The organism is Knoellia flava TL1 (genome assembly GCF_000768675.1).
In the GTDB taxonomy this organism is placed as follows: domain Bacteria; phylum Actinomycetota; class Actinomycetes; order Actinomycetales; family Dermatophilaceae; genus Knoellia; species Knoellia flava.
Genome location: NZ_AVPI01000011.1, coordinates 44,598 through 71,343 on the forward strand (window position 1 = coordinate 44,598; position 26,746 = coordinate 71,343).

The 26,746-nt window shown below is 71.2% G+C and carries 20 protein-coding genes; 17 read left to right on the forward strand and 3 right to left on the reverse strand.

Translation table 11 applies throughout. The annotated features are described in order from the left end of the window. The first annotated feature begins 39 nt into the window (after positions 1-39). From N798_RS05065 to N798_RS05125, 13 genes are all read left to right on the forward strand, one after another. Positions 40-933, forward strand: coding sequence for an FAD binding domain-containing protein (locus N798_RS05065; RefSeq protein WP_035946770.1), 894 nt, complete (start codon positions 40-42; stop codon positions 931-933). After that, on the forward strand, positions 930-1,451 hold the full coding sequence (locus tag N798_RS05070; RefSeq protein WP_035946771.1) for a (2Fe-2S)-binding protein: 522 nt from the start codon (positions 930-932) through the stop codon (positions 1,449-1,451). Before N798_RS05065 ends, N798_RS05070 begins: the two co-directional genes overlap by 4 nt. Then, a complete protein-coding gene (gene cutA / locus N798_RS05075) occupies positions 1,448-3,841 on the forward strand; it encodes an aerobic carbon-monoxide dehydrogenase large subunit (RefSeq protein ID WP_035946773.1) in 2,394 nt (797 codons plus the stop codon). The genes N798_RS05070 and cutA overlap by 4 nt, the downstream gene beginning before the upstream one ends. Then, on the forward strand, positions 3,838-4,506 hold the full coding sequence (locus N798_RS05080) for an SRPBCC family protein (RefSeq protein WP_035946775.1): 669 nt from the start codon (positions 3,838-3,840) through the stop codon (positions 4,504-4,506). Before cutA ends, N798_RS05080 begins: the two co-directional genes overlap by 4 nt. Continuing rightward, positions 4,506-5,438 carry a carbon-nitrogen hydrolase family protein gene (locus tag N798_RS05085; RefSeq protein WP_035946777.1) on the forward strand — a complete coding sequence of 311 codons (933 nt, stop codon included), beginning with the start codon at positions 4,506-4,508 and terminating at the stop codon, positions 5,436-5,438. The genes N798_RS05080 and N798_RS05085 overlap by 1 nt, the downstream gene beginning before the upstream one ends. Positions 5,439-5,634: 196 nt before the next feature. After that, positions 5,635-7,734: a hydantoinase/oxoprolinase family protein gene (locus tag N798_RS05090; RefSeq protein ID WP_035946778.1), complete on the forward strand. Its 2,100-nt coding sequence runs from the start codon at positions 5,635-5,637 to the stop codon at positions 7,732-7,734. Continuing rightward, entirely contained in the window at positions 7,731-9,713 is a 1,983-nt protein-coding gene (locus N798_RS05095) for a hydantoinase B/oxoprolinase family protein (RefSeq protein WP_198030711.1), read from the forward strand. Before N798_RS05090 ends, N798_RS05095 begins: the two co-directional genes overlap by 4 nt. A 4-nt stretch (positions 9,714-9,717) precedes the next feature. Next, positions 9,718-10,572 (forward strand): NmrA family NAD(P)-binding protein, encoded by an 855-nt coding sequence (locus tag N798_RS05100; protein WP_035946780.1) that lies wholly within the window; start codon positions 9,718-9,720, stop codon positions 10,570-10,572. Positions 10,573-10,576: 4 nt separating this feature from the next. Beyond that, positions 10,577-11,053 carry a nucleoside deaminase gene (locus N798_RS05105; protein ID WP_035946782.1) on the forward strand — a complete coding sequence of 159 codons (477 nt, stop codon included), beginning with the start codon at positions 10,577-10,579 and terminating at the stop codon, positions 11,051-11,053. A gap of 57 nt (positions 11,054-11,110) precedes the next feature. Beyond that, positions 11,111-11,455, forward strand: a complete 345-nt coding sequence (locus N798_RS05110; protein ID WP_035946783.1) for a PadR family transcriptional regulator — start codon at positions 11,111-11,113, stop codon at positions 11,453-11,455. After that, positions 11,452-12,060 (forward strand): HAAS signaling domain-containing protein, encoded by a 609-nt coding sequence (locus N798_RS05115; RefSeq protein WP_035946785.1) that lies wholly within the window; start codon positions 11,452-11,454, stop codon positions 12,058-12,060. Before N798_RS05110 ends, N798_RS05115 begins: the two co-directional genes overlap by 4 nt. Before the next feature lie 134 nt (positions 12,061-12,194). Continuing rightward, on the forward strand, positions 12,195-13,367 hold the full coding sequence (locus N798_RS05120) for a CaiB/BaiF CoA transferase family protein (RefSeq protein ID WP_035946787.1): 1,173 nt from the start codon (positions 12,195-12,197) through the stop codon (positions 13,365-13,367). Beyond that, positions 13,364-14,872 carry a carboxyl transferase domain-containing protein gene (locus tag N798_RS05125; RefSeq protein WP_035946790.1) on the forward strand — a complete coding sequence of 503 codons (1,509 nt, stop codon included), beginning with the start codon at positions 13,364-13,366 and terminating at the stop codon, positions 14,870-14,872. Before N798_RS05120 ends, N798_RS05125 begins: the two co-directional genes overlap by 4 nt. Here the strand turns inward: N798_RS05125 and N798_RS18965 are convergent. Beyond that, positions 14,842-15,336, reverse strand: coding sequence for a helix-turn-helix transcriptional regulator (locus N798_RS18965; RefSeq protein WP_156971621.1), 495 nt, complete (start codon positions 15,334-15,336; stop codon positions 14,842-14,844). The genes N798_RS05125 and N798_RS18965 overlap by 31 nt on opposite strands. Positions 15,337-15,438: 102 nt before the next feature. Continuing rightward, entirely contained in the window at positions 15,439-20,154 is a 4,716-nt protein-coding gene (locus N798_RS05135) for a multicopper oxidase domain-containing protein (protein WP_052116937.1), read from the reverse strand. Between the two features lie 321 nt (positions 20,155-20,475). Between N798_RS05135 and N798_RS05140 the strand changes: the two genes are divergently transcribed. The 4 genes from N798_RS05140 (at position 20,476) to bar (ending at position 24,856) form a co-directional block, all read left to right on the forward strand. Beyond that, positions 20,476-21,570 carry an alpha/beta fold hydrolase gene (locus N798_RS05140; RefSeq protein ID WP_035946792.1) on the forward strand — a complete coding sequence of 365 codons (1,095 nt, stop codon included), beginning with the start codon at positions 20,476-20,478 and terminating at the stop codon, positions 21,568-21,570. Positions 21,571-21,722: 152 nt separating this feature from the next. Then, complete coding sequence (locus N798_RS05145) at positions 21,723-22,577, forward strand: class I SAM-dependent methyltransferase (protein WP_035946836.1); 855 nt, start codon at positions 21,723-21,725, stop codon at positions 22,575-22,577. A gap of 137 nt (positions 22,578-22,714) precedes the next feature. Further along, positions 22,715-23,683: a carbamate kinase gene (locus N798_RS05150; RefSeq protein ID WP_229708605.1), complete on the forward strand. Its 969-nt coding sequence runs from the start codon at positions 22,715-22,717 to the stop codon at positions 23,681-23,683. Positions 23,684-23,707: 24 nt separating this feature from the next. Continuing rightward, complete coding sequence (gene bar / locus N798_RS05155) at positions 23,708-24,856, forward strand: barbiturase (RefSeq protein WP_035946793.1); 1,149 nt, start codon at positions 23,708-23,710, stop codon at positions 24,854-24,856. Between the two features lie 212 nt (positions 24,857-25,068). Here bar and purH read toward each other — a convergent pair whose 3' ends face one another. After that, entirely contained in the window at positions 25,069-26,706 is a 1,638-nt protein-coding gene (gene purH, locus N798_RS05160) for a bifunctional phosphoribosylaminoimidazolecarboxamide formyltransferase/IMP cyclohydrolase (protein WP_035946794.1), read from the reverse strand. Positions 26,707-26,746 lie beyond the last annotated feature (40 nt).

The following is a 26,746-nucleotide window of genomic DNA, read 5'->3' on the forward strand; positions in this document are numbered from 1 at the left end:
CGCCATTCCCCCCAACGAGCAGCAGGTAGGAGCCTCCACGTGAAACCGGCACCGTTCGTGCACCACTCCCCGCGCGCCCTCGACGAGGCCGTCGCGGTCCTCGCCGAGGTGGGGCACGACGGCAAGGTCCTCGCCGGGGGGCAGAGCCTCATCCCCGTGCTCAACATGCGGCTCGCCCAGCCCGCGCACCTCGTCGACATCAACCGGGTGGCGGGTCTGGACACCGTGACCGTCACGGACACGCACGTCCGGGTCGGTGCCATCGTCCGGCACGCGCAGCTCGAGAAGCACGACGAGGCGTATGCCGTCCTCCCCCTCCTGCGTCAGGCGCTCCGCAACGTGGCCCATCCGGCGATCCGCAACCGGGGCACGACCGTCGGCTCGATCGCCCACGCCGACGCAGCCGGCGAGATGCCCTCAGTGGCCGTCGTCACCGACGCGGTCATCGAGGCCGTCGGGCCCCGTGGCCGACGCGAGATCGCGGCCGGCGAGTTCTTCGAGGGGCCGCTCCAGACGGTGCTCGAGGCCGACGAGCTCGTCGAGGCGGTGCGGTTCGGGCGCCTCGCGCCCGGGACGCGCACGACGTTCGTCGAGTCCGCACGCCGCCACGGTGACTACGCCCTCGCCGGGCTGGGCCTCGCGGTCGACGTCGAGGGCGCCGGCGCGGACGCCGTCGTCAGAAGCGCTCGCGCGTCCTACGTCTCCGTCACCGACATCCCGGTGGTCGTCGACCTCACCGACGCCGTTGCGGGACAGCCGGTCTCGTCGCCGGACTGGAGCGCGGTCGAGGACCTCGTGCAGGCCGCCATCGCGCCGGAGGCCGACATCCATGCGAGCAGCGACTACCGGCGCGCCCTCGCGGCCGAGCTCACTCGCCGCGCCCTGACCTCACTCACCACCGAGACCATCGAGTCCACCGGAGGAGCGGCATGACCGACCTCGACCAGACCGCTCCAGCGACCGTCGACGTCACCCTGCGCGTCAACGGCGTCGAGCACACCCGCACCGTCGAGCCACGCCGGCTCCTCTCCGACTTCCTGCGCCACGACCTGCGGCTCACCGGCACCCACGTCGGCTGCGAGCACGGCGTCTGCGGCGCCTGCACCGTCCTCGTCGACGGCGACCCGATGCGCTCCTGCCTCATGTTCGCGGTGTCGGCCCAGGAGCACGAGATCACGACGGTCGAGGGGCTCGGCACCCAGGACTCCATGGGTCCGGTGCAGCAGGCGTTCGTCGAGTGCCACGGCCTCCAGTGCGGCTTCTGCACACCGGGGTTCGTCACGACGATCACCGCCTTCATCGCCGAGAACCCCGACCCGACGATCGACGAGGCGCGTGAGGCCGTCTCGGGCAACCTCTGCCGCTGCACCGGCTACCAGAACATCTGCAAGGCCGTCGTCCGCGCCGCCGAGATCACCCGGGAGCGCGCCGACGAGGATGGTGCGCGGTGACGACCCGCCAGTTCGGCTCGCCCGTCCTCCGCAAGGAGGACCCCCGTCTCGTCACCGGCAACGGGCGCTACCTCGACGACCTGGGGCACACGGCATACGAGGTCGCGTTCGTCCGCAGTCCGCACGCCCACGCGCGCATCGTCGACATCGACGTCGACGGCGCGCTCGAGGTGGACGGCGTCGTCGCCGTCTTCACCCATGAGGACCTCGACGGGCCCGCCGCGGACCGGCTGCCGCTGCTCATCCCCCACCCGAGCATCGTCGCCGGCCGCACCGGCCACGCCCTGGCCAAGGAGGACGTCAACCACGTCGGCGAGGCGGTCGTCATGGTCGTCGCGCGCGACCGCTACCTCGCCGAGGACGCCGCCCAGCGGATCGTCGTCACCTACGAACCCCTCAGGCCCGTCGTCGGCATCGCCACCTCGCGCGACGGCGACGACCTCGTCCACGACGACGCCCCGGGCAACGTCGCCGCCCACCTGCTCCAGGAGGTCGGCAACGTCGAGGTCGCCATGGCCACGGCGCCTCACACCCTCACCCTCGACCTCGAGATCGAGCGCAGCGCGTGCATGCCTATGGAGGGCAAGGGCGTTCTCGCACACTGGGACTCGGACGAGCAGCGGATGCGGATCCACTCGTCCACGCAGACGAGCACAGGTGTGCGAGCCGCCGTCGCCGCGAAGCTCCAGCTCCCCCTCGCGCAGGTCGAGTGCATCGCCCCCGACGTCGGCGGCGGCTTCGGCGTCAAGATCATGCACCCGTGGCCCGAGGAGGTCCTCATCCCGTGGGCCGCCCGCCGCCTCGACCACGACGTCAAGTGGACCGAGGACCGGCGCGAGCACTTCACCTCCAGCGCGCACGAGCGTGGCCAGCTCCAGCAGGTCACCGTCGGGTTCGACGACGACGGACGGCTGCTCGCGCTCGACGTGAGGTTCTGGCACGACAACGGCGCCTACCTTCCCTACGGCGTCATCGTCCCGATCATCACCGCGACGCAGCTGCTCGGCCCCTACAAGCCCCAGAACTACCGGGTCGAGTTCTGGTCGCTCTACACCAACACCGTTCTCGTGACGCCCTATCGGGGCGCCGGCCGGCCGCAGGGCTGCTTCGCGATGGAGCGGACGATGGACGCCATCGCCGCCGAGCTCGGGCTCGACCGCACCGAGGTTCGCTCCCGCAACTTCATCCAGCCCGAGGAGATGCCCTACGACCAGGGCCTGCTCTTCCAGGACGGCCGCCCGCTCAAGTACGACTCCGGCGACTTCCCCGCCTCGCTCGCCAAGCTCAAGGCGCTCGTGGGCTGGGACGACTTCACGGCATACAGGGAGCAGGCGGAGGCCGAGGGGCGCAAGGTCGGGCTCGGCATCGGCTGCTACGTCGAGGGCACCGGCGTCGGCCCCTACGAGGGCGGGCACGTCCACGTGGAGACGAGCGGCCGCGTCAACGTCGCGACCGGCCTCACCACGCAGGGGCAGGGCCATCAGACGATCCTCGCCCAGATCGTCGCCGACGAGCTCGGCGTCTCGATCGAGGACGTCTACGTCACGACCGGCGACACGCGCCGGATGCCGTATGCCGTGGGGACGTTCGCGTCGCGCGGCGCCGTCATGTCGGGCAACGCGGTGGCGCTGGCCGCTCGCGCGGTGCGGGCCAAGGCGCTGCGGATCGCTGCCGACGCGCTCGAGGTGAGCGAGGCCGACCTCCAGATCGAGGAGGGCACGATCAGCGTCAAGGGCGCGCCGCACGCGTCGATCGCGCTCTCCACCGTCGCGGTGATGTCGAACCCGCTGCGCTACGCCTTCGACGAGTCGGCCAAGGCGGCCACGCAGTTCGCCGGCGCGTTCGACCCCGACAAGCCGCCGGTCGCCGACGAGGACGAGCCCGGGCTCGAGGGCAAGGACTTCTACTCCCCCACGCAGGCGACCTTCGCCAACGGCATGCACGCGGCGATCGTCGAGACCGACCCCGTCACCGCCGAGATCAGGATCCTGCGCTACTGCGTCATCCACGACTGCGGCACCGTGGTCAACCCGATGATCGTCGAGGGCCAGGTCCACGGCGGCGTCGCGCAGGGGGTCGGCGGCGCGCTCTACGAGCGGATGGCCTACGACGAGACCGGGCAGCTGCTCAACGCCTCGTTCATGGACTTCCTCATCCCCTACGCCTCCGAGGTCCCGCACATCGAGACCGACCACCTCGAGACGCCCTCCCCGCTCAACCCGCTCGGCATCAAGGGCGCGGGCGAGGCGGGCACGATCCCCGTGAGCGCCGTCATCGCCTCGGCCATCGAGGACGCCGAGGGGTTCCCCATCCGCTCGATGCCGATCAGCCCCACCGAGCTGTGGGACCTGAGGCGCCAGCACGCACGCACCAACCAGGAGACCGCATGAAGATCACCGGCAACGCGACGATGAAGGCGAGCCCCGAGCAGGTGTGGGCCGCGGTCCACGACCCGGCCGTCCTCGCCCGGTGCATCCCCGGCTGCCAGTCGCTGCGTGAGCAAGCGCCCGGCCGCTACGCGATGACGGTCGTCGCCGGGGTCGCCGCGATCAAGGGCTCCTACGACGGCGAGGTCGAGGTCACCGACGTCACCGAGCCGAGTGCCTTCACGATGCGCGCCGAGGGCGCGGGTGCGCCGGGCACCATCGCGACGACCGTTGACGTCTCGCTCGCGCCCGGTGAGGGTGGCGGGACGGCCATCGCCTACGAGGCCGACGCCACCGTCGGCGGCCCGGTTGGCGGTGTCGGCCAGCGCATGCTCGCCGGGGTCGCCCGCAAGATGGCCGGCCAGATGTTCGCCGCGCTCGACGCCGACATCGCCGGCGAGCGCCCCGCCGCCGCACCCGTCGGAGCGGGTGTCGCTGGCTCCGCGGTCGGCGCCCCGGGTGCCGCGCCCGCGGAGGTGGGCGGCCGGCATACGGCGGTGTATGCCGGGTCCGCGGCTTCCGGCGCTGGCGCCGGTTCCGGACCGGGTTTCGTCCAGGGCGCCCTCTTCGGAGCGGGCGTCGCCCTCGCCGGCGTCGTCGTCGGCTGGTTGATCGGAGGTCGGCGCTGATGCGTGCGTTCACTGCTGCTGCCATCCAGGTCGCGCCCGTGCGCGGGTCGCTCACCCCGCAGGTCGTCGAGGCCAACATCGAGCGCTGCCTCGACTTCGTGCGGCGCTGCGTCGCCGAGACCGGGGCCGAGCTCGTCGTCCTGCCGGAGTCCGCGACGACCGGCTTCACGCCCGACTGCTCGGTCGAGGACCTCTGGGACCTCGTGAGCGAGCTGCCGGGCGCGATGTCGCAGCCCTTCCAGGACCTGGCGGCAGAGCTCGGGATCGTCCTCTGCGTCGGGACCTACGAGCGCGGACCCGAGCGCGGGGTGGTCTACAACGCCTCGATCCTCTGCGACACCGACGGCTCGCTGCTCGGTGTCTATCGCAAGACGCACCCGTTCTGCACCGAGGCCGTCTCCGGCGGCGGCTGGGTCACCCCCGGTGACACGGTCACGGTGTCCGACACCGCACTCGGCCGCATCGGCATGATCATCTGCTTCGACGGCGACTACCCCGAGCTGTCGCGCATCCAGGCGGTGCAGGGCGCGGAGGTCATCTGCCGCCCCTCGGCGCTGCTGCGCTCGGCGGACATCTGGGAGCTGACGTCGCGGGCACGGGCCTACGACAACCACGTCTTCGTCATCGGCGCCAACGCGACCGGCATCGACCCGGCCGGCGTCATCTACTTCGGCAACAGCCACATCGTCACGCCCAACGCGACGATCGTCGCCAAGGCGGCCTCTCACGAGGGCTGGGTGTCGGCGCGGCTCGACCCTGAGACGGCGCTCTCGTCGCTCACACCGGGGTCCAACATCCACCAGGGGTTCGACCACCTGCGCGACCGCAACCTCGACCTCATCCGCGGCCACCGCGAGGAGCTCGAGTCGCCGGCGAAGACGTCGTTCCCGCACGGTGGCCCCCGCCCCGACCACGTCCCCGAGGGCGACTGACCGACCCCGACTGATTGCGCAGGAGCGACGCCAGGGACCCCGGATCCGGGGCCTTCGCGTCGCTCCTGCGCAATGAGTCGTGGGAGGTGCTCCCGGGGACCCGCGGGGCGGTTGGCGGGGTTTGAGGCGATACCCGCGATCCGTTGGCATTCATTGACAAGGCGAGGCCCCGGCATACCGGGCTTGAATCTCTGCCATGGCTTCGCGACGCATTCGGATCGGCATCGACACGGGCGGCACGTTCACGGACGTGGTCGCCTTCGACGAGGACTCGGGCGACCTCGTCACGACGAAGACGCCGAGCACCCCCAGCAACCCCGCCGACGGTTTCATCAACGGGATCGACAAGGTTCTCGGCCTGCTCGGCGCGAGCGGGGACGACATCACCGCCGTCTGCCACGGCACGACCGTCGCGACCAACAAGCTTCTCGAGGGCAAGGTCGAGCAGCTCGGCTTCATCACGACCGAGGGCTATGAGTTCATGCTCGAGATCGCCCGCCAGGCCGTGCCCGACGGCTACGGCAACTCCTACTTCTGGGTGAAGCCCGCGCGGATCGTCCCCGCGGACGCCGTGCGCACCGTCGGTGGTCGGTTCGACTTCGAGGGCAACGAGATCCGCGCCTTCGACGAGGAGGGCGCCGTCGCCGCGGCCCGCTGGTTCAAGGAGCACGGCATCACGACGATCGGCGTCTGCTTCCTGCACTCCTACGCCAACGACGAGCACGAGCTGGGGATGCGCGACATCCTGCGCGAGGAGCACCCCGAGGCCGTCGTCTCGATCTCGAGCGAGGTGCTGCGCGAGTACCGCGAGTACGAGCGCTCGATGACGACCCTCGTCGACGCCGCGGTCAAGCCCAACGTCAGCCGCTACGTCACCAACATCCACGAGCGGCTCGACGGCTTCACCCAGGGCTCCGGCCGCGAGATCCCCTTCTACATCATGAAGTCCAACGGCGGCGTCCTCTCCGCGGACGAGGTCGTGCACCAGCCGATCACGACCGTCCTCTCCGGTCCCGCCGCCGGCGCCCTCGGAGCCGCGCTCATCGCCCAGAAGGCCGGCTTCGACAAGATCCTCACCTGCGACGGCGGCGGCACCTCGACCGACGTCTCCGTCGTCCTCGACGGCGAGCCGACGCTCACGACCGAGGGCACGGTGGGCGCCTACCCGAGCAAGATCCCGATGATCGACGTCGTCACGGTCGGCGCCGGCGGCGGCTCGATCGCGTGGGTCTCGCCCGAGGGAGCGCTCAAGGTCGGTCCGCACTCGGCCGGCGCGGACCCGGGACCGCTCTGCTACGCCAAGGGCGGCACCGAGCCCACGATCACCGACGCCCACGTCACCCTCGGCCGCATCCCCCCGCACCTCCTCGGCGGCGAGATCCCGCTCGACGTCGACGCGGCCCGCGCGGGCATCACCGCGCTCGCCGAGCGACTCGGCCTCGACTTCGAGCGCTGCGCCACCGGCATCCTCGAGATCTCGGCGTGGAACCAGGCCAACGCCCTGCGCCAGGTGAGCGTCAAGCGCGGCCTCGACGTCCGTGACTTCATGCTCACGACGTTCGGCGGCTCCGGCTCGCTGCTCGCCTGCCGCCTCGTCGACATCCTCGACCTCGCCGGTGTCGTCGTCCCGCCGAACCCCGGCAACGTCAGCGCCTTCGGCCTGCTCACCGTCGACGTGAAGAACGACTACGTCCAGACGCAGGTCGCCAAGCAGACCGCGCTCGACCACGCGGCGATCGAGAAGACCTTCGCCTCGCTCACCGACCGCGCCGCGGCCGCCCTCGCCAAGGAGGGCTTCGCGGCCGAGGAGCACCAGTTCACCCGCACGGTGGACCTGCGCTACTTCGGCCAGGCCTACGAGGTGCGAGTCACCGCACCGGCCGACGCGACCGTCGACGACGCGTATGCCGCCAAGGTCGCCGAGGCGTTCCACGACGAGCACCGCCAGCTCTACGGCTACGACTTCAGGAACGACCCCAGCCAGCAGGTCGAGTGGGTCAACCTCCGCGTCACCGGGGTCGGCCCGATCACCCGGCCCGAGCTGCGCGAGCTGCCCTCTGCCGAAGGCGGATCGGCGCAGGAGCGCGCCCACCGGTCCACCCGTCAGGTGTGCTTCGACGCCGAGGACGGCTACGTCGACACCGGTGTCTGGTGGCGCCCCGACCTCGCCGCCGGCGACGTCGTCACCGGCCCCGCGATCATCGAGGAGTTCGGCTCCACCGTGCCGGTCCACCCCGGCTTCGTCGTCCGCGTCGACACCTACGGCAACCTCGTCATCACCAAGGAGGACAAGTGAGCACCACGGCTCAGGCGCCCCAGGCCCCGTCGGGACCGCCGGTCAACCCGGCCGGCCTGCCCACGGCATACGAGCACGGCAAGCGGCTCACCGACCCCGGCAGCGCCGTCGACCCGATCCTCGTCGAGATCGTGCAGGGCACCCTGGCCAGCGTCGAGATGGAGGTCGAGACCTCGATCTCCCGGACCTCGCGCTCCCCCATGATCCGCGACGCCCACGACTTCCGCGCAGGCATCCACGACCGCCAGCTGCGCAAGCTCACCGGCCGCTCCTACAGCGCGCTCGTCCACCCCATCGCGCGTGACTTCCCGCTGGAGGAGATGCGCGAGGGCGACGTCTTCTTCCACAACGACGTCTACGAGTCCGAGGGCGGCATCGGCCACCTGCCCGACCTCTGCGTCACCGTCCCCGTCTTCCACGACGGTGCAGTCGTCGCGTTCGTCCAGGCCTTCGGCCACCACGACGACATCGGCGGCGCCGTCCCCGGGTCGATGCCGAGCAACGCGACGAGCGTCCACGAGGAGGGCCTCTCGGTCCCGCCGATCAAGCTGTGGGACGCCGGCGTGCCCAACAAGGCCGCGCTGCGCATCATGACGCGCAACTCGCGCATGCCCGACAGCCTCGCCGCCGACCTCGACGCCGAGTGCTCTGCCTGCCTCATGGGCGCCCGCCGACTCTCGGACCTCTTCGCTCGGTACGGCCGCGACAGCGTCGAGGCCGCGTTCGACGCGATCCTCGACAGCACGACCGAGACCTATCGCCGAGAGATCCTGTCGAAGATCCCCGCCGGCACCTACGTCTGGGAGGACTACGCCGAGCACGACGGCGTCGACGAGCCTCAGCTCCACACACAGCGGATCACGCTCACCAAGGTCGACGACGCCCCGGCCGACCCTGAGACGAACTTCCGCGGCGGCCCGCGCCTCATCGTCGACTTCACCGGCACCGCGCCCCAGGCCAAGGGACCCATCAACCACTGCGGCGACTACGTCGGCGGCAACTTCCTCAAGAAGTGGCTCGCCCCGATCCTGCGCAACCTCGCCGACACCCCCGAGCGGATGGCCGAGCTCGACGTCAACGAGGGCATCGTGCCGCTCATCGAGATGCGCTTCCCCGAGAAGGGCACGCTCCTCACGCCGATCTACCCGGCACCGACCAACGCCCGCACCTTCGTCATCCTGCGCCTGCTCGGTGTGCTCGCCGGCGTCGTCGCCAAGGCGGTCGACGGCCAGATGCCCGCCGACCAGGAGACGATCCGCTACACCGGCGTCTACGGCAAGGACCGCGACGGCAACGACTACCTCATGCGCGAGGTCCTCGGAGGCGGCTCCGGTGGCCGCTACTACGCCGACGGCGAGGACACCATCCACGTCGTGCCCGACTCGCGCAACCTGCCCACCGAGTTCACCGAGTCGCGCTTCCCGTTCATCGTCGAGCGCCTCGGCCTCGCGGTCGACTCCGGCGGTGCCGGTCGCTACCGCGGCGGCCTCGGCTACGAGAAGCACATCCGGATGCTCGAGGACGCGCACTTCATGTCGATCGCCGACCGCTCGATCCTCGCCTGCTGGGGCGTCAAGGGCGGCAAGGCCGGTATGCCGTTCCACGTCACCATCGACGTGGGTGGGCCGGACGAGCGCGTCGTCGAGGCCCTCGCCGACGCTGAGCCGGTCAAGGCCGGACAGGTCATCCGCATCCGCACTACCGGCGGCGGCGGCTGGGGCGACCCCCTCGACCGTCCCCTCGACGAGGTCGAGCGCGACCTGCGCTGGGGCAAGGTGTCCCTCGAGGGTGCGCGGACGGCATACGGCGTCGTCGCGTCCGGCGAGAAGGACGTCGTGAGCATCGACGTCGAGGCGAGCGAGGATCTGCGCGCTCGGATGCGCGAGGAGCGTTCGGACGAGCCGTTCTTCGACCGTGGACCGGGCTACGCGCAGCTCGCGCCGGACGGTGCGACGGCCAGCGAGTTCGACTGGATGTGACGACGTGAGCGAGGTCCTCGTCATCGGTGCGGCCGGCAAGACGGGCCGTGCCGTGACGCGGGCCCTGCTCGCGCGTGGTGTCGTCGTGCGGGCTGCCGTGCGTCCCGGGTCGACGAGCACGCCGTATGCCGGCGCGTCGGTCCACGTCGTGCCTCTCGACCTCGTGTCGGGAACCGGCCTGCCGGTCGCGGTGGCGGGTGTCGACGCGGTCTACCACCTCGCGCCTAACGTCCACCCCGACGAGGTGGGCATGGCCCGCCGGGTCGTCGAAGCCGCTGCGGCAGAGGGCATCTCGCGCTTCGTCTTCCACTCCGTGCTGCACCCCGACGACGCGTCGATGCCGCACCACGTGCGCAAGGGCGAGGCTGAGCGGGTCGTCCGCGAGGTGCTGCCGACGGCCACCGTGCTGCGCCCCGCGGCCTACCACCAGAACCTCGTCGACGCGGCCCTCGCGGGGTGCATCTCTGTCCCCTACTCGCTCGACACGCCCTTCACCAACGTCGACCTCGACGACGTCGCCGAGGTCGCATGGCGGGTGCTCACGGGGCACGGGCACGAGGGGGCGACCCACCAGCTGGCCGGGCCCGAGCGGCTGTCCGTCCGCGAGATGGCCTCGGTCGCCGGCGAGGTTCTCGGGCGGCCCGTCGAGGCAGTGGTCGTGCCGCTGCGGGAGTGGCTCGAGGGCGCCGGCGCTCCCCTGCCCGAGCAGGCCCGCGACGACCTGACCGCGATGTTCCGGAGCTATGACCGCGAGGGGCTCGTCGGCGACCCGGCCGCCCTGCGCGCGCTCCTCGGTCGCGAGCCGCACACCTGGCGTGAGGTCCTCATGCGTGCCGCGTCGGAGCCAGTGGCACCATGAGCCGGTGACCGACCACCAGACCTTCCTCGACCGAGCGGTCGACCTCGCGATCGCCAACGTCGCCGACGGCGGTGGCCCGTTCGGCGCGGTCGTCGTCAGGGACGGCGTCGTCGTCGGCGAGGGGGCCAACCGCGTCACCGCGACCCTCGACCCCACCGCCCACGCCGAGGTCGTCGCGATCCGCGCCGCCTGCCGCGCTGCCGGGGACTTCTCGCTCGTCGGCGCCACGGTCTATGCGTCGTGCGAGCCCTGTCCGCTCTGCCTCTCCGCCGCCCTGTGGGCGCGGGTCGACGCCGTCGTCCACGCCGCCGACCGGCACGCCGCGGCAGGGGCGGGCTTCGACGACGCCGTTTTCCACGGGCTCCTCGACCCCACGCCCGACCTCGCCGCCTGGCCGCTGCGCCGGCTCCACGTGCCGACGCCGCGGTCGCACGAGCCCTTCGACGCCTGGGCCCGGACCACGGACCGCACCGACTACTGACGCCACTCCCCCGCAGGACCCTGCCGCGCCTCGCCTTGGTGCGCTATCTTGTGTCGCATGGTACCCGGCGACGACGCCATCCTGACACACCTGCGACGCGGTGCGCTGGAGTACTGCGTGCTCGCGATGCTGCGCGACGACGAGCTCTACGGCCTCGACATCGCCCGCCGGCTCAGCACCGACGGGATCCTCCTCTCCGGCGAGGGCACGCTCTATCCCCTCCTCGCGAGGCTCCGCAAGGCCGGGCTCGTCGACACAACGTGGCGCGAGTCCGCCGAGGGACCGCCCCGGCGCTACTACTCCCTCACCCGCGACGGGGGCACCGCCCTCGACACCTTCACCCGCACCTGGAAGCCGTTCCGGGACGCGGTCGACTCCGCCATCCAAGGGGGCCCAGCATGACTCCTGCCACGACGCATCCACTCGTCGCCGCCTGGCTGCGCGACCTCGAGCTCATGCTCCACGGCGTCGAGCCGGGCGAGCGCGCCGAGGTCCTCGCCGGGGTGCACGAGCACCTCGACGCGACCCTGCCACCCGGGTCGACCGACGCCGACGTCCGCCGCGTGCTCGCCGACCTCGGGTCACCCGAGTCGGTCGCCGACGAGGCGTATGCCGGCCGCCCACCTCTCGCCGTCACCCCGAGTCACCCCGGGTCTCCGTTGCCCGCGATGGTCGCGGTGGCGGTCAACGCGCTCTGCATCGTGCTGCTGCTCCTGCCGGTCCTCTTCGGCGCGCTCCACGCCGCCGAGATCCTCATGGCGTTGCCGATCGTCGCGCTTCCCTGGGTCGTGGTGTCCGTCCTGACCGCGACGAGCACACGCTGGACCTCGCGTGAGAAGGCGGCGGCGATCGGCCTCCTCCCGGCGACGATCCTCGCCCTCTCGCTCGTCGTCTGGCTCATGATGGCTCTCATCGGTCCGCACATCGTCAACCTCGTGCCGACCCTTGCCATCCTCGGCACCGCGTCGTGGGTGCTCGTCCGCCTGGGTCGTAGCGCACTGCGCTGAGGAGGTGCGGGTCGCACGCTCCGCGCGGGCCGGCATACGGGGCACGGGCTTTGGCAGAAGGTGACACCACGATTGCCGCGTCTTACCACGGATGCACCGAACCCCCGGCGGACGCGGCTCCCTAGGCTCGGCACATGAGTGGACCCCTGCAGGACGTCATCGTCGTCGACCTGTCCCGCGCCCTCGCCGGCCCGCACGCGGCGATGATGCTGGGAGACATGGGCGCGCGCGTCATCAAGGTCGAGTCGCCGACGGGTGACGACACCCGCGGCTGGGGCCCGCCGTTCGTGGGCCCGGACGAGGACCCGATCTCCACATACTTCCTCAGCGCCAACCGCAACAAGGAGTCGATCACCCTCGACCTCAAGTCCGACGACGGGCGCGACGTCCTCACCCGGCTCGTCGAGCGCGCGGACGTCCTCATCGAGAACTTCCGCCCCGGCGTCATGGACCGGCTCGGGTTCGGCAACGACCGCCTCCACGAGCTCAACCCGCGCCTCGTCGTGCTGAGCATCAGCGGGTTCGGGCACGACGGGCCGCAGGGCGGGCGCGCCGGCTACGACCAGATCGCGCAGGGCGAGGCCGGGCTCATGTCCGTCACCGGGCCCGATGCCGACTCGCCGCAGCGCATCGGCGTGCCGATCGGCGACCTCCTCGCCGGCATGTACGGCGCCTACGGCGTCGTCAGCGCGCTGCACGAGCGCAACACCACCGGCACCGGTCGCGTCGTGCGCACGTCGCTGCTCGCGGCGGTCGTCGGGGCGCACGCGTTCCAGGGCACGGCATACACGGTCGCCGGTCACGTCGGCCACGCTCAGGGCAACCACCACCCGGCCCTCTCGCCCTACGGCCTCTTCCACTGCGCCGACGGCGACGTGCAGGTCGCGTGCGGCTCGGAGTCGCTGTGGGTCAGGCTCGCCGAGGCGTTCGGCATCGACCCCGCCGCTCCCGGCATGGCGACGAACCGCGAGCGCACGGCCAACCGCGACCGCGTCACCGCGACGCTCAACGAGGCCTTCTCGACGTGGCAGCTCGACGACCTCCTCCCCCGGCTCGACGAGCTGGGCATCCCGGCCGGCGAGGTGCGCACGATCGACCGCGTCTACGACTGGGACCAGACCCGCTCGCAGGGGCTCGTCCTCGACGTCGACCACCCCGTGCTCGGCTCGATCGAGATTCCCGGGCCGCCGATCCGGCTGGACGACAACGCCTTTGCCGGTGGTCGTGAGACGCACCTCGCGCCCCCGACCCTCGGGCAGCACAACGACAGCGTCCGGGCCTGGCTCGCCGAGGAGGACCCGGCGTGAGCGAGCGTCCGCACCGTCCGACGTCGAGCGAGCTCATCACCGCGGTCCTCGACGAGGGGACGTGGCAGTCGTGGGACGAGGCGCCCCTCGCCGTCGCCCCCGAGGGCAGCCCGTACGCCGTCGAACTCGCCGCCGCTGCCGAGAAGGCCGGCACCGACGAGTCCATCGTCACCGGCGAGGGCCGCATCGGCGGTCACCGCGTTGCCGTCATCGCGGGTGAGTTCCGGTTCCTCGCCGGGTCGATCGGCGTCGCCGCGGCCGAGCGCATCGTCCTCGCCTTCGAGCGCGCGACCCGCGAGCGGCTACCCCTCTTCGCCGCCCCGGCCTCCGGTGGCACGCGGATGCAGGAGGGCACACCGGCGTTCGTCACGATGGTGAAGATCTCGGCCGCCGTCGCCGCCTACAAGCGCGAGCACCTGCCCTACATCACCTACCTGCGCCACCCCACGACCGGAGGCGTCTTCGCGTCGTGGGGGTCACTCGGCCACGTCACCGTCGGCGAGCCCGGCGCGACGATCGGGTTCCTCGGTGCCCGCGTCTACGAGGCGCTCTACGGCCAGCCGTTCCCCGAGGGGGTGCAGACCGCGGAGAACCTCTTCGCCCACGGCCTGCTCGACGCCGTCCTGCCGGTCGAGCTGCTCACCGCGACGGCTGCCCGCTTTCTCGACCTCGTGCTCGCGCCGCACGACGGCCGACCCGCACCCGACGTGCCCAAGGAGCCGTTGCCCGACGTCCCCGCGTGGGACTCGATCACCCGCTCCCGCAACACCGCTCGTCCGGGTGTGCGCGCACTGCTCAAGCTCGGCGCCACGGACGTCCTGCCGCTCTTCGGCACCGGCGCCGGGGAGTGGGACCGCTCGCTCTTCCTCGCCCTCGCCCGCTTCGAGGGCACGCCGTGCGTCGTCCTCGGCCAGGACCGACGCGGTGAGCAGACCGAGGCCCCGCTGGGCCCGTCTGGACTCCGGGTCGCCCGCCGAGGCATGCGGCTGGCGACCGAGCTCGACCTGCCGCTTGTGAGCATCATCGACACGGCCGGCGCCGCGCTCTCCAAGGAGGCCGAGGAGGGCGGCATGGCCGGCGAGATCGCCCGCTGCCTCGCCGAGCTCGTCGTCCTCGAGGTGCCGACCGTGTGCGTCCTGCTCGGCCAGGGCACCGGCGGCGGCGCGCTCGCCCTCATGCCGGCGGACCGCGTCATCAGCGCCCAGCACTCGTGGCTCTCGCCGCTGCCTCCGGAGGGCGCATCGGCCATCCTCCACCGCACTCCCGACCGCGCGCCCGAGCTCGCGGAGCGCCAGCGGGTGCGCTCGCTCGACCTCCTCGAGGACGGCATCGTCGACCGGATCGTCGCCGAGCACCCCGACGCGGCGCAGGAGCCCGAGGCGTTCTGCCGCCGCATGGCCCAGGCGATCCGGCACGAGCTCAGCGACCTCGCCGAGGCGCAGCCCGACGAACGGTTGTCGGCCCGGCACGGCCGCTACCGCCGTCTGGGGCGCCCGTCCCAGTGACCGTCGCCGGCCCAGCGGCCGTCGCTCGCCGCGTGAGCGTCACTCGCCCAGTCGCCGTTCCGTTCGCCGGGACGTAGGGGCATTACCGACGCGTGACCGACCGCGGAAACTGCGTGCTCGTGCGGACCGGCGAGTCGTCTCGGAACGCGTCGGCCGTCCTCGACGAGGTCGAGGAACTGCCCGACGCTGACCCCTGCCTCGAGGGGGTGACGGAAGGCCTCCTCGCGCCGCACCACATAGCGGTTCCGGCGGCCGACCCGGAGGCGGATGATGATCCCCGCGCGCTCGAGGTCGGCCACGATCTGCTGCACCGACCGCTCCGTGATGCCGATGCTCGTCGCGACGTCCCGGAGGAGGACGTCGGGGTTCCGCGCCAGGCACACGAGCACGTGCCCGTGGTTGGTGAGGAACGTCCAGCCATCCCTTTTCACACTTCGACGGTATCCACGCCGGTCACCGCGCACATGTGACCAAAGTCCACCTCCGCGCCCGACGGCTGCCGGGCGCGAGACACGGTGTGGGCCACCTGCCTGCGGGGGCCCACACCGTGTCGTCGCCCGTGACGCTCAGGCTCCGGGGACCAGCCTCACCGCCGACCAGTTCGTACCGACAGCGTTGACCGAGCCGACCCGGAAGTACCACGCCTGCCGGGCGAGGTTGCCGGTCTGGAAGTTGACGACACCCGCGGCGGTCGTCCCTGAGCCCGCGACCGTGGCGAAGTCGGCCGTCGCGCTCCACTGGATGCGGTATCCGGTCTCACCGAGGACGTCGTCCCAGGCCACCGCCACCTGCTCGTTGCGGCCCTGCCGGGTCGCGACGGCCGACCTGATGGTCGTCGCCGGGGCGAGCGCCCCGATGCTCACGTTCGCGGTGTTGGACGGCGCCGAGACACCGGCCACGTTGGTCGCACGCACCCGGTAGTCGTAGCTCGTCGACCCGCTGACGGTGGTGTCCGTGAACGTCGTCGTGCCCGTGCTGGTGCGAGCGGGCGCCACCGCCACCGTACTGAAGGTCGTCGTGCCCGCCACGGCACGCTCGATGACGAACCCGGTCTCCGTGGTGGCGTTGTCACGCCAGGTGAGGGCCACCTGGGGCCCGGGCTGCGCCGTCGCCGTGAGGGCCGTCGGCGCCGCAGGAGTCACCGCTGGCGCGTTGACGTTGAGCGAGTTCGACGTCGAGGTGACGGTCATGCTCGGGAAGGCTCCTCCGTAGCCCACGGTGTTCTCCGCGACGATCCGGTAGGTGTATGCCGTCGTGCCGTTCGAGGTGCTGTCGGTGAAGGTGCGGACGCGATGGTCGTTCGGCGCGTTGATGGGCGAGGCGACCGTCCCCACCGTCGTCCACGTCGAGCCGTTGGTGGTGCGCTGGACGAGGAAGGCCGTCTCCGTGATGGAGTTGTCGTTCCAGGTCAGCGTGACGACCTTCTTGCCGGTGGCCGGCAGCGTCGCCGTGAGCAGCTGCGGCTTGACCGGCGGCAGAGCCACCGACTCGGGCCGCATCATGTCCATCTCCTCGTGGCTGAGGATGTGGCAGTGGTAGACGTACTCCCACCCGAAGTTGACGAGCTCGTTGGTGACCGGGTCGAGCGTCGGGACACCCTGCGGGTCCATGCTGTTGAAGCCCGCGGTCGAACCGATCGGCATCATCGGGTTGAGCGGCCGGATTGCGTTGGGCACCTCGAAGGGGACCTTCGGGATGATCGGGCGCAGGGCGACGACGGTGTCCTGCAGCGGGTTCATCCGCACGGTGTCCTTCCAGCCCAGCTCGTTGGGCTCGGTGAGCGAGACGTTGTTGTCCCACGCCACCCGGTTGAGCACCTGCACGTCGTAGAGGTGGAAGTGGATCGGGTGCGTGTCCACGCCGTTGTGGGTGAAGCGCCAGATCTGGGTCCCGTCCTTCGCACTGCCGATGGGCGTCACCTTGACGTCACCGTCGGGCAGCCCGCCGGCGCTCAGCCTCACCTCGGCCACCGGGAGGTTGGTGCCGTCGATGAGCTCGGTCGCCGGGTTGACGTAGGGGTAGAGCGTGACGTTCTGCTGCCCGGGCGCCGGAGGCTGCGCCTCGAGTCCCAGGTTGGCCTGCATGCGGCCGTACTCGTCGAACGTCGTCGCGTTCATCTCGTCGTGGATCGCCTTGGGCTCGAGGTCCATGACCATCTTCGAGTTCGGCGCCTTGAGGGTGTTGAAGCCGAACTGTCCGGTGTTGTTGACCCGCACGATGCCGTCACAGCTGTTTGTCGTGCCACCGGGGACGTTGCAGTCGCTCGCCGCCGGGAAGTTCGTCCCGTAGGACGAGTCGTAGGCGTCCTGCCCGACGATGATCGGGTTCTGCCCGGACTCGAAGACACCGCTGCCGTCGGCCTTGTGCGCGAAGGCCGCGTTGAGCTTCGAGACGTCGTATGCCGGCTGAGCGGCCGTGTCGGCGATCGTCACCTTCATGATCGTGCGCGTGTTGGGCCCGTAGCCCGGCAGGATCGACGGTGCGCCGGCAGGGCTGAGGTCGGGGGCGCCGGTGTAGTAGTCGTACTGCGGGACGCGCGCCGGGAAGGCAGCCGGGGCGTCGTTGTAGAGGATGAGGGTCTTGCCCGCGAACTTCGAGAAGTCCACGACGGTGTCGGCCCGCTCCGCCGGCGCGAGGAGCAGCGAGTGCTTGTCGACGTTGCCGACGTCGAAGCGGGTCGGGTCGGTGATCCAGGTCGTCGGCTGCTGTCCGTCGACGACAGCCGGCTTGGGCAGGAAGCCGCCCTCGGTGCCGATCTGCACCCAGTCCGGTCCTGCGGCGTTGTTGTTGGCGTCGACCGGCGTGGGTGACACGGTCGGGTCGGTCTGGGCAGCCGCGAGCTCGGCCGGTTTGAGGGCGACCTCGGTCGTCCCGTCACCCTGGGCCGCGTCCGCGACGTACCACTGGAAGTTGAAGAACCGGTCGTTGGCGGCGTTGAGCATCCGCAGCCGGTAGGCCTTGGGCTCAAGGGTCACCTTCGGGTAGGCGACACCGTTGACCACCGGGGTGTCGTTGAACTGCTCCATGCCGGCCGAGATGTTCGGGGTGCCCGGGATGAGCTCGGGCTCGCAGAAGGGGTCGGTCTGGTACCGCCAGGTCGACGGGATGTCGAGCTTGCAGCTGCTGTCGTAGTAGGGGTTTTTGATCGTCCCGTACTTGGTGCCCGTCGCGGGCGGCCAGAACCACGGCCCGTACATCCACCGGCCGTAGGCACTCATGCCGGACGGGTCACCGGGGTTCTGTGCCGGCATGTAGACGTGGTGGTACCAGAAGTCCCCGGTGCGGCCCCAGCGGCGCTTGTCCCACGTCGGGTCCTGGCCGTAGCGTCTCACCGCACCGCTCGCGTCCTTGGTGTCGTAGAGCTGCTCGTCCGAGGGCACGAAGGTGCGGTCCTGGACCACGAGCGGGATGGTGTCAGCGGCCGGGGGGATGACGCCGTCGGCGATGAGCTTCTTCTCGGTGTCGTCCGCGATCGCGTACCCGGCGGCCTCACCGGCATACACGTTGAGACGGGTGATGCCCCACGAGTGGTCGTGGTAGAACATCAGCCGCGCGCTCTGCTGGTTGCTGTAGAAGAACGTCGAGCAGCCGTCGTCGTCGGCCTCGCAGGTCACCGCGCCAGCGGTCGTCATGTCCGGCACGTTCTGGACGCTCACGCCCTGCGGCCGGCTCGTGCCCTCACCTGCCGGGGTGATCCACTGGTGCGGCGTGCCGTCGCTGATCCACGGGGTGACGCCACCGTGCAGGTGAAGCGTGGCCCGGTTGTCGGCGAAGCAGGTGCCACCGAGCGGCTTGGGCGACTGGGTGCACGCCGGGTTGCGGACCTCGTCGACGACGGTCGAGGAGTTCGTCGGCTCCATGGGTCCCATCGGACCCATGCCCGAGCCCATCATGCTGCTGTCGGTGGGCAGGAAGAGGTCCCCGTCCACGCCCTTGGGGAGCAGGTTGCGGAAGGTGATGCGGACCGGCTTGTCCTTCGTGGCACCGATGAACGGGCCGAGGTACTGCGGCGCGGTGACTCCCAGGTACCCACCCTCGACGGGCACCTTCGTGCCGTCGAGGAGCTCGTTCTTCAGCGGCACGTGCTGGCTCGTGGCGGCGTTGGCCGGCGTCTCGAGCTGGACGTAGCCGCGCACGAGGGTGCCGGTCGGGAGGTCGGCCGAGAACTGCGTGCGGTACTGCACCAGGCCGATGACGTACTCGTCCGCCTTGACGCCGTCGTAGGTCGTCTCGGCAGGCACGGCGTTGGGGATGAACTTCCCCGACGCAGGACACGCGTCGGTCGTGCCACCCGGCGTGCAGGTGCCGGGCAGGTCGTCCACGAACTTGCGCATGCCCTTGCTCAGGTAGCCGCTGCCGGGCGAGTCGACCGCGATGCTCGTCACGGCGCCCACGTCGGTGAGCGCGGTGGCGCCGGCCCCGGTGCCACCACCCGTCGGGTCGGTCACGGCAACGGTCGGGGCGGAGGTGTAGGCGCTGCCGAAGACGTCGACGTTCACCGCGGACAGGGAGAGGGTGGAGGCGACCGTGGCCGGTCCGCCTCCGTCCGGGAAGTTGAGCGGGTCGAACTGCGTCCCGTTGCGGATCGTCACGCCGGGAGCCGAGGTGTAGCCCGAGCCGGGCTCGTCCACGACGACACCGGTGACCGTCCCGGACGCGTCGATCGTCGCGTGCGCCTTGGGCACCGTCCCCTGCGGGCTCTCCGGCATGTCGAAGTCGACCGTGGGCATGGTGTAGCCGCTGCCTCCGTTCGTGATCGTGATGGCGTCGACCCCTCCCGAGGCGATGGCGGTCGCCCCGGTGCCACCGCCACCACTGAGCGCGACGTCGAACGCCTTGTAGCCCGAGCCGGGCACGACGTCGGTGAACCCGACGACGACGCCGGTCGTGCTCACGGTCGCGGTCGCGGCGGCCGGGTCACTGGTGCTGCTCCCCGCCACGGACACGTTGGTCGCCCCCGCGACGTAGTCGTGGCCGGGCGACGTGACGTCGATGCTCTTGATGCCGCCGGTGACGGGGTCGACCTGCGCGACGGCGGCCGCACCCGTGCCGGCTCCGGTGATCGTCACGTCCGCGGTCGAGAGGGTGAGGGGACTGTTCGCCCAGTTGGGCCACGGCCCGAAGTAGTGCGGCACCTTGGTCTCGTCCCTGGGGTCGGTCGGGGCTGCGGCCGAGGCGACCGTGGGCGCCACCACCACCGACTGCACACCGACGGTCACGACCATGGCGGCACTGGCCACCATCGCGACGGAGAGGAACTTCTTGGTGGTGGCGTGTGACATGACGATCCCTGCTCTCTCCGGGGCCTGCGCCCCATCGCACATGGCGCGATGTTAGAACCGGGACGAAGCACAAATCCACGGAATCCGACGAACTGGAAGTGCGAAAAGTGTTGCGTGACAACGGTTTCCGGAACGCGCTTGCATGTGGCGCGACCGTGGCCAGCGGTCGCCCAGCACCGTCGTCCCGGGACGGGCGCACGTCGATTCGCACGTTCTCGCGGACGCGGCCAGCTCGTTGAACGAGCCACGACCAACCCCCACCGTCGGCCCCGAACCCGTCGAAGCCCCGGTCCGGGGACGCAGGCCGACCTACGATGAGGCGTGGTCGCTGACCGGCCGACGCCACGCCAGGAGATCCGCTTCTGTCGCTCCGCCGACGGGGTGCAGATCGCGTATGCCGTCCACGGACACGGCCCTCCGCTCCTCGTCGACTCGTGCTGGCTGAGCCACCTCCAGCACGACTGGGTCTCGCCCGTCTGGCGGCACTACCTCGAGGACTGGGGCCGCTACCGCACCGTCATCCGGTTCGACGAGCGCGGGCACGGACTGTCCGACCGCGGGGTGACGGACCACTCGCTCGAGCTGCGGCTGGCCGACCTCGAGGCCGTCGTCGAGGACGCCGGCTACGAGCGCTTCGACCTCCTCGCGATGGCGCAGGGTGGCCCCGTCGCCATCGCCTACGTCGCCAGACACCCGGAGCGTGTCTCGCGGCTGGCGTTCTACGGCAGCTACTCGGGCCAGCAGGACAAGGACGCGACCGAGTCCGAGATGAACGACACCCTCGACGCCCTCATCAAGGTCGGGTGGGCCCGGCCGGACTCGGCGTTCCGCCGCGTCTTCACCTCGCTCATGATCCCGGACGCGACCGAGGAGCAGCACACCTGGCTCGACGAGCTGCAGCGCGTCTCGACCGACGCCGAGACCGCCCGCACCTCGCGCCGCCAGCGCCTCACCGCGGACGCGTCGGACCTCCTCGGGTCGCTCGACGTGCCCACTCTCGTCCTGCACTCGCGTGGCGACCGGATGAACGACTTCTCCGAGGCCCGCTACCTCGCCGCCCACATCGACGGGGCCCGGCTCGTCTGCCTCGACAGCGACAACCACATCGTCCTCGAGGACGAGCCCGCGTGGCAGGTCTTCCGGACCGAGCTCCGCGACTTCCTCGAAACCCCCTCTCGCACAGGGGGATCCGTCGTCGATGGCGCCGCCTCGCCCTCCCTCTCGGCCTTGTCGACCCGGGAGCGCGAGATCCTCGCCCTCGCCGCCCGCGGGCTCGACAACGACGAGATCGCGACCGAGCTCGTCCTCAGCACCCGCACCGTCGAGCGGCACCTCAGCAACGTCTACGCCAAGCTCGACCTGCACGGGAAGTCGGCCCGCACCGCCGCCGTCGCGCGCCTCCTCACCGCGACCTGACCAGCCCCCGGGAGGCGACGGAACGGCATACGCGTATGCCGTCACGGCACCTCCGCACACGCGCGCACCTCTGCGTGCACGCGCCGATGCGGACGACCAGTCCGCGTTCCTACGTTGGGGAGCACCCGAACGACACCGACGAGGAGCGCACCATGAGCACCACCACCGACCAGACCCAGCCCCCGCCGACGGCACCCGACGACGCGGCGCTCAAGGCCAGGCACCGCGCCATGTGGGCGCTCGGCGACTACGCCGCGGTCGCGCGCGAGGTCATCGCACCGCTCGGGCCCATCGTGGTCGAGGCTGCCGGCATCGGACCCGGGCAGCGTGTCCACGACGTCGCCGCCGGCTCGGGCAACGTCGCCCTCCCGGCTGCCCGCACCGGCGCCGAGGTCGTCGCCACCGACCTCACGTCCGAGCTGCTCGAGCGCGGACGTGAGGCGGCCGAGGCCGAGGCACTCACCATCACGTGGGTCGCCGCCGACGCCGAGCACCTGCCCTGCGACGACGGCGAGTTCGACACCGTCGTCTCCTGTGTCGGCGTGATGTTCGCGCCGCACCACGAGGCGGTGGCCGACCAGCTCGTGCGCGTCGTCCGGCGCGGCGGGACGATCGCGCTGCTCAGCTGGACCCCCGAGGGGTTCATCGGCCAGATGTTCGCGGCGATGAAGCCCTACGCTCCCCCGCTGCCGACCGGTGCACAGCCCCCGCCGCTGTGGGGCCACGTCGACCACGTGCGCGACCTCTTCGGGGACCGCGTGCGGATCGAGAGCGCGGTCCAGCAGGACCTCGTCGTCGACCTCTTCGCGACTCCACAGCACTTCGTCGACTTCTTCAAGGCGAACTACGGACCGACGATCGCGGTCTACCGCCACATCGCCGACGACCCCGGGCGGGTCGCGGCTCTCGACGCGGACCTGCTCGCGCTGGCCGAGCGGTTCGACCGCGGCAGCGGGGCGACCGTGCTCGACTGGGAATACCTCCTGCTCACGGCGACGCGGACCTGACCGCGGTCGCTGCGGCACCTGCACCCGCCTCCCAGCACCGTCACACCTGACAAACGAGGGAGCCGCACCTGTCAGGTCATGCCAACGCCCGGCCCCGACCCCCTCCCTAGGCTCGCGTCACGGCATACCGACGGGGTGTGCCCGACGAGCGGAAGGTGGGGTCGGTGCGGGTCCTCGTGGCACTCGGCGGCAACGCCATGACCGCCCCCGACGGCACGGCGACGCCCGGCGACCAGGTCCGCGCGATCACGGGGGCGATGGAGCACGTCGCCGAGCTCGTCGCGGCAGGGCACGACGTCGTCCTCACCCACGGCAACGGCCCGCAGGTCGGCAACCTCCTCGTCAAGAACGAGGTCGCCGCCCACGTCGTCCCGCCCGTCCCGCTCGACTGGTGCGGTGCGCAGACGCAGGGGACGATCGGCTTCACCATTCTCGACGCCCTCCAGGCGGCGCTCGCCCGGCGCGGGGTGGACCGCCCGGTGGCGGCCCTCGTCACGCGCACCCTCGTCGACGCCGACGACCCGCACTTCCAGTCGCCGACGAAGCCGATCGGCCGCTACCTCCCCGCCGACCAGGCCCGGCAGATGATCGACCACGGGCAGCAGTGGGAGGACCGCGGCGAGCGCGGGTGGCGCCGTGTCGTCGCCTCGCCCGAGCCGCGCGAGGTCCTCGACCTCGAGCCGGTGCGCGTCCTCGTCGAGGCGGGCCACGTGGTCGTCGCGGCCGGTGGCGGCGGCATCCCGGTCGTCCGCGAGGCGGACGGCTCGCTGCGCGGCGTCGAGGCGGTCATCGACAAGGACCTCACCGCGGCGCTTCTCGCCCGGACCCTGGGCTGCGACATCCTCATCATCGCCACCGATGTCGACCACGCGATGGTCGACTACGGCACCCCGGACGAGCGCGCGCTCGGCTTCACCTCGCTCGCGCAGATGCAGGCGTATGCCGCGGACGGCCAGTTCGCGTCCGGCTCCATGGGCCCCAAGGTCGACGCGGCGCTGCGCTTCGCCGAGAGCGGCGGCCGCAGCATCATCACGTCCCTCGAGCACATCACCGACGCGGTCGAGACCGAGTTCGGCACCGTCATCGACACCAGTCCCGAGGGCTAGGCCCCAACAGAGAGAGGTTCAGCCGTGCCAGAAGCCATCGAGGTCCGCAAGGTCCCGATCCACAGCGTCTCCGACGCCTCCGAGCTCGCGAAGCTCATCGATGACGGCGTCATGGAGGCGAGCCGCGTCATCGCCATCATCGGCAAGACCGAGGGCAACGGCGGTGTCAACGACTACACCCGGATCATCGCCGACCGCGCGTTCCGCGAGGTGCTCGTCGCCAAGGGTGCCCCCGCCGACCAGGTCAAGCAGGTCCCGATCGTCTGGTCCGGTGGCACCGACGGCATCATCAGCCCGCACGCGACGATCTTCGCCACCGTGCCCGCCGACAAGGCCGAGCCGAGCGACGACCTCCGCCTCACCGTCGGCTTCGCCATGAGCGAGCCGATCCTGCCCGAGGAGATCGGCTACACCGGCATGATCTCCAAGGTCGCCGAGGCCGTGAAGGTCGCGATGGAGAAGGCCGGCATCACCGACCCCAAGGACGTCCACTACGTCCAGACCAAGACGCCGCTGCTGACGATCCACACGATCCGCGACGCCGAGTCCCGCGGCAAGAAGGTGTGGACCCACCACACGCACGAGTCGATGGACCTCTCCAACGGCACGACCGGTCTCGGCATCGCCGTCGCCCTCGGCGAGATCGAAATGCCCACCGACGCCGACGTCATGGAGAACCGCTCGCTCTTCTCGTCCGTCGCGTCCTGCTCGTCGGGCGTCGAGCTCGACCAGGCGCAGGTCGTCGTCGTGGGCAACGCCCGCGGGGTCGGCGGTCGCTACCGCATCGGTCACTCGGTCATGCGCGACGCGCTCGACGCCGACGGCATCTGGGAGGCCATCAAGGACGCCGGTCTCGAGCTGCCCGAGCGCGCGCACCACAGCGACATCAAGGGCCGCCTCGTCAACGTGTTCCTCAAGTGCGAGGTGAGCCAGGACGGCGAGGTCCGGGGTCGCCGCAACGCCATGCTCGACGACTCCGACGTGCACTGGCACCGTCAGATCAAGTCGTGCGTCGGTGGCGTCACCGCGTCGGTGACCGGCGACCCGGCCGTGTTCGTGTCGGTGTCGGCCGCGCACCAGGGTCCTGACGGTGGTGGCCCCGTGGCCGCGATCGTCGACCTCGGCGAGGGCGAGCCCACCGGCTACGCCGCCCCGGGAGCCCCCACACCCTAACGCCCTGCACAGCTTTTGCTCCCCGTGAGGGAACGTTGAGGGTCCGGAGGCTTGCACGCCTCCGGACCCTCAACGTTTCCTCCGGATGGCCGGGGCCGTCGTGGACCTGACGTCGAGCCACCCTCCCAACTCATTGCGCAGGAGCGACACCCAAGGCCGGAAATCGGGCCCTGAAGTGTCGCTCTTGCGCAATCAGTCCGGGTCGAGCCGGGTCAGTGGGCGAAGTGCCGGGTGCCGGTGAAGTACATCGTCACCCCGGCAGCCTGCGCCGCCTCGACGACCTCGGCGTCACGCATCGACCCACCCGGCGCGACGACGGCGCGCACACCGGCGTCGAGGAGCACCTGGAGCCCGTCGGCGAACGGGAAGAACGCGTCCGACGCCGCGACCGCACCGGCCGCCCGCTCCAGCCCACCCGCGTTCGCGCGCGACACCGCCAGGTGGCAGGAGTCGACCCTGTTGACCTGACCCATGCCGATGCCGACCGACGCACCGTCGGAGGCGAGCAGGATCGCGTTGGACTTCACCGCACGCACCGAGCGCCACGCGAACTGGAGGTCGGCGAGGGTCGCCTCGTCCGCCGCATCGCCGGCCACGAGTCGCCACGACGCCGCGTCGTCACCACCGACCACCTCGCCGGACTCGTCCCGCACGACGGCGTCGACCGCGTCGCGGTGCTGCATGAGCAGGCCACCGGAGATCGGCCGGATCTCCGCGCCCGCCCGCGACGGCGCGGGCGCCTCGAGCAGCCGGATGTTCTTCTTGGCCGTAAGGATCTCGAGCGCGTCGTCGTCGAACGACGGGGCGACGACGACCTCGGTGAAGATGTCGGCGACAGTGCGCGCCATGTCGGCCGTCACGGGACGGTTCGTCGCGATGATTCCGCCGAAGGCCGACACGGGGTCGCACGCGTGCGCGCGGCGGTGGGCGTCGGCGACGTCGGTCCCGACGGCGATGCCGCACGGGTTGGCGTGCTTGATGATCGCCACCGTCGGCTGGTCGCCGTGGTCGTGGGCCGCGCGCACGGCGGCGTCCGCGTCGACGTAGTTGTTGTAGGACATCTCCTTGCCGTGCAGCTGCTTCGCCTGCGCGAGCCCCGGCTGCGGTGCGAACCCGTTGGCATACAGCGCCGCCGCCTGGTGCGGGTTCTCGCCGTAGCGCAGCACCGCCGTCTTGGTCCACGTCGCACCCGCCCACGCCGGGAAGCCCGACCCGTCGGAGGTGTCGACGTAGGCGTTGCCCATCCACGACGCGACGTGGACGTCGTAGGTCGCCGTGTGCACGAACGCCTTCGCGGCCAGCGCCTTGCGCTCTTCGAAGGTGAACCCCTCGCCGCGCGCGGCCTCGAGAACCGCGTCGTATGCCGTGGGGTCGACGACCACGGCGACGCTCGGGTGGTTCTTCGCGGCCGCCCGCACCATCGACGGGCCGCCGATGTCGATGTTCTCCACGACGTCATCCGCCGCCGCGCCCGAGGCCACCGTGTCGGCGAACGGGTAGAGGTTGACGACGACGAGGTCGAAGGGCTCCACGCCGAGCTCGCCGAGCTGCGAGACGTGGTCGGGCTTGCGGGTGTCGGCGAGGATGCCGGCGTGCACCATCGGGTGCAGCGTCTTGACGCGGCCCTCGAGGCACTCGGGGAAGCCGGTGAGGTCGGCGACCTCGGTCACCGGGATGCCCAGGCCCTCGATGAGCGCGGCCGAGCCACCGGTGGAGACGATCGAGACGCCGGCGTCGTGCAGGCCGCGGGCGAGGTCCTCGAGGCCGGTCTTGTCGAAGACCGAGACGAGCGCACGGCGGATCGGGCGGCGGTCCTGCGTGGGTCCGGGCGGGGTGACGGAGACGGCCATGGCAAGGCTCCAATTCGGCGACGAGGGGTGCGGGCGTGCG

Coding starts and splice junctions, on each gene's coding strand:
- N798_RS05115 (WP_035946785.1), top strand. CDS start 11,452: ATGACTCCTGCCACGACGCATCCACTCGTCGCCGCCTGGCTGCGCGAC.
- purH (WP_035946794.1), bottom strand. CDS start 26,706: ATGGCCGTCTCCGTCACCCCGCCCGGACCCACGCAGGACCGCCGCCCG.
- N798_RS05110 (WP_035946783.1), top strand. CDS start 11,111: ATGGTACCCGGCGACGACGCCATCCTGACACACCTGCGACGCGGTGCG.
- N798_RS05070 (WP_035946771.1), top strand. CDS start 930: ATGACCGACCTCGACCAGACCGCTCCAGCGACCGTCGACGTCACCCTG.
- N798_RS05135 (WP_052116937.1), bottom strand. CDS start 20,154: ATGTCACACGCCACCACCAAGAAGTTCCTCTCCGTCGCGATGGTGGCC.
- N798_RS05120 (WP_035946787.1), top strand. CDS start 12,195: ATGAGTGGACCCCTGCAGGACGTCATCGTCGTCGACCTGTCCCGCGCC.
- N798_RS05080 (WP_035946775.1), top strand. CDS start 3,838: ATGAAGATCACCGGCAACGCGACGATGAAGGCGAGCCCCGAGCAGGTG.
- N798_RS05145 (WP_035946836.1), top strand. CDS start 21,723: ATGAGCACCACCACCGACCAGACCCAGCCCCCGCCGACGGCACCCGAC.
- N798_RS05090 (WP_035946778.1), top strand. CDS start 5,635: ATGGCTTCGCGACGCATTCGGATCGGCATCGACACGGGCGGCACGTTC.
- N798_RS05085 (WP_035946777.1), top strand. CDS start 4,506: ATGCGTGCGTTCACTGCTGCTGCCATCCAGGTCGCGCCCGTGCGCGGG.